The sequence below is a fragment of the Hydrogenophaga sp. genome (assembly GCF_041633695.1).
Lineage (GTDB): Bacteria > Pseudomonadota > Gammaproteobacteria > Burkholderiales > Burkholderiaceae_C > Hydrogenophaga.
Map to the genome: position 1 here is coordinate 1 of NZ_JBFJMY010000482.1, position 3,017 is coordinate 3,017.

Below are 3,017 nucleotides of genomic sequence, written 5' to 3' on the forward strand. Positions count from 1 at the left end.
CCTTGCGCAGCGCTTCCTTGAAGCGGTCCAGGTCGAGTAGGCCGTTCTCCATCACGTCGAGGTAGGTCACCTCGAAGCCCTGGCGCTCCAGCTCGCGGCAGGTGTCGAGCACGGCCTTGTGCTCGGTCTTCACGGTGATGATGTGTTTGCCCTTGCTCTTGTAAAAGTGCGCCGCACCCTTCAAGGCCAGGTTGTTCGATTCGGTGGCGCCGCTGGTCCAGACGATTTCACGCGGGTCGGCGCCAATGAGGGCCGCAATATGCCCACGGGCGGTCTCGACCGCTTTTTCAGCTTCCCAGCCCCAGGCATGGCTGCGCGAAGCGGGGTTGCCGAAGTGCTCGCGCAACCAGGGAATCATGGCGTCCACCACGCGCGGATCGCAGGGGCTGGTGGCGCTGTAGTCCATGTAGATGGGGAAATGGGGCGTGGTCATGTCGTTTTGGGCTCGTGGGACAGATCAAATGAACTGAACTGGTATGGAACGAAGAGGGGTTCGATGGTGGCTTGCAATGAGCGGATCGCCAAGGCGTGGCCGAAAAGACCACGCCCGCGACAAGCCATTGTCAATAGCTCATTTCGAAAAGGCGTTGCCCAGGGCAAACACCGAATTGGGTGCGTTGACGCGGATCGGCTTGACCACCGGCGCGCTGGAAATGGCGCGCTTGATCAGCGGCGCGTGCTCCACCACCAGGCCTTTGGCCAGCTGTTCGTCCACCAGGGATTGCAGCTTCACCGAATCGAGAAAGCTCACCATGTGTTTGTTCAGCGCCGCCCACAATTCGTGGGTCATGCAGCGCTGGCCGTCTCCCAGGCAGTTCTCTTTGCCGCTGCACTGGGTGGCGTCAATGGGCTCGTCCACCGAGACGATGATGTCGGCCACGGTGATCTCGGCCGCCTTGCGGCCCAGGGTGTAACCGCCGCCCGGGCCACGGGTGGACTCCACCAGGCCGTTGCGGCGCAATTTGCCAAACAGCTGCTCCAGATAGGACAGCGATATCTGCTGGCGCTGGCTGATAGCCGCCAGCGTGACGGGACCGTTGTTCTGGCGCAGGGCCAGATCGATCATGGCGGTGACCGCGAAGCGGCCTTTGGTCGTGAGGCGCATTTCAAGCTCCTTAGCTGTTGGCTTGAGGGTCGTTGACGGTCTTGCACTGGCTGCGCAAGCCCCCTGCTCCACCCGCCCAACCCCTGTGGTCTTGGCGCGAGAAGTCTTTCCCGACTGTTTTCGTCGAGTATAGCAGAAAAACCCTCAGTTTCAGTAGGCATTGCCGAAACGGCGGCTGGCGCAGCGCGCCAAACACGGGCGTCGCGCCCGGAAAACCGGGTCAGACCGGGTGATCGGGGCCGGCCGCGCCAAAGACCTGGGCTTTGAGCTGGGTCAGCTGGTCGCGCACGCCAGCGGCCTTTTCGAACTCCAGGTTGCGCGCGTGTTCCATCATCAGTTTTTCCAGGCGCTTGATTTCGCGCGCCACTTCGCGCTCGCTCAGGTTTTCGAAACTGGCGCGTTGGGCGCTCTCGGCGGCCAGGCGGTCGGCTTCCAGCCCGGCCTTTTCGCTGTACACGCCGTCGATCAAGTCCTTGATGCGCTTGACCACGCCGCGCGGCTCGATGCCGTGCGCCAGGTTGTGGGCGATCTGCTTGTTGCGCCGCCGCTCGGTTTCGCCGATGGCCCGCTTCATGGAGTCGGTCTCGCGGTCGGCGTACAGGATGGCGCGCCCGCTGAGGTTTCGCGCCGCACGGCCAATGGTCTGGATCAGGCTGCGCTCGGAGCGCAAAAAGCCTTCCTTGTCGGCGTCCAGGATCGCCACCAGCGACACCTCGGGAATGTCCAGGCCCTCGCGCAGCAGGTTGATCCCCACCAGCACGTCAAAAGCCCCCAGACGCAGGTCGCGCAGGATCTCCACCCGCTCCACGGTGTCGATGTCGCTGTGCAGGTAGCGCACCTTGACCCCGTTTTCGCTCAGGTAGTCGGTGAGCTGCTCGGCCATGCGCTTGGTCAGCGTGGTGATGAGCACCCGCTCGTTTTTCTCCACGCGGATGCGAATCTCCTGCAGCACGTCGTCCACCTGGTTGGTGGCCGGGCGCACTTCCACCTCGGGGTCCACCAGGCCGGTGGGCCGCACCACCTGCTCCACCACCTGGCCGGTGTGGTTCTTTTCGTAGTCGGCCGGCGTGGCCGACACGAACACCAGTTGGCGCATGCGCTGCTCGAATTCCTCGAGTTTGAGCGGCCGGTTGTCGAGCGCACTGGGTAGGCGAAAACCGTATTCCACCAGCGTGGTCTTGCGCGAACGGTCGCCGCTGTACATGCCACCGAACTGGCCCATGAGCACGTGGCTCTCGTCCAGGAACATCAGCGCGTCCTTGGGCAGGTAGTCGGTCAGGGTCGACGGCGGTTCACCCACGGCTGTACCGGCCAGATGGCGCGAGTAGTTCTCGATGCCCTTGCAATGGCCAACCTCGGTCAGCATTTCCAGATCGAAGCGGGTGCGCTGCTCCAGGCGCTGTGCTTCTACCAGCTTGCCCATGCCCACCAGTTCTTTCAGGCGTTCGGAGAGCTCGATCTTGATCGCCTCCACCGCGTTCAACACCTGCTCGCGCGGCGTCACGTAGTGGCTGCTCGGGTAGACGGTGAAGCGCGGTATTTTTTGCCGCACCTGCCCGGTGAGCGGATCGAACAGCTGCAGCGTTTCCACCTCGTCGTCGAAGAGCTCGATGCGGATCGCCATCTCGGAATGTTCGGCCGGGAACACGTCGATGGTGTCGCCGCGCACGCGGAATTTGCCGCGCGAAAAGTCCATGTCGTTGCGCTGGTACTGCATGCGCACCAGTTGTGCGATCAGGTCGCGCTGGCCGATCTTGTCGCCAGTGCGCAGCGTCATCACCATCTGGTGGTAGCTCTCGGGCTTGCCGATGCCGTAGATGGCCGAGACGGTGGCGACGATGACCACGTCGCGCCGCTCCAGGATGCTTTTGGTGCAACTCAAGCGCATCTGTTCGATGTGCTCGTTGATCGC

Annotated in this window: 3 protein-coding genes; all 3 read right to left on the bottom strand. The window is 63.1% G+C overall.

The features are described 5' to 3' along the window. Nucleotides 1-433: aminotransferase class V-fold PLP-dependent enzyme (locus ABYB95_RS20475; RefSeq protein WP_372661214.1), on the bottom strand; the 433-nt coding region annotated here is incomplete at its 3' end. A gap of 138 nt (nt 434-571) precedes the next feature. Then, nucleotides 572-1,105, bottom strand: a complete 534-nt coding sequence (gene iscR, locus ABYB95_RS20480; protein WP_372661217.1) for a Fe-S cluster assembly transcriptional regulator IscR — start codon at nt 1,103-1,105, stop codon at nt 572-574. A 220-nt stretch (nt 1,106-1,325) separates the two neighbouring features. Then, on the bottom strand, nt 1,326-3,017 hold a 1,692-nt coding region (uvrB, locus tag ABYB95_RS20485; RefSeq protein WP_372661220.1), incomplete at its 5' end, for an excinuclease ABC subunit UvrB.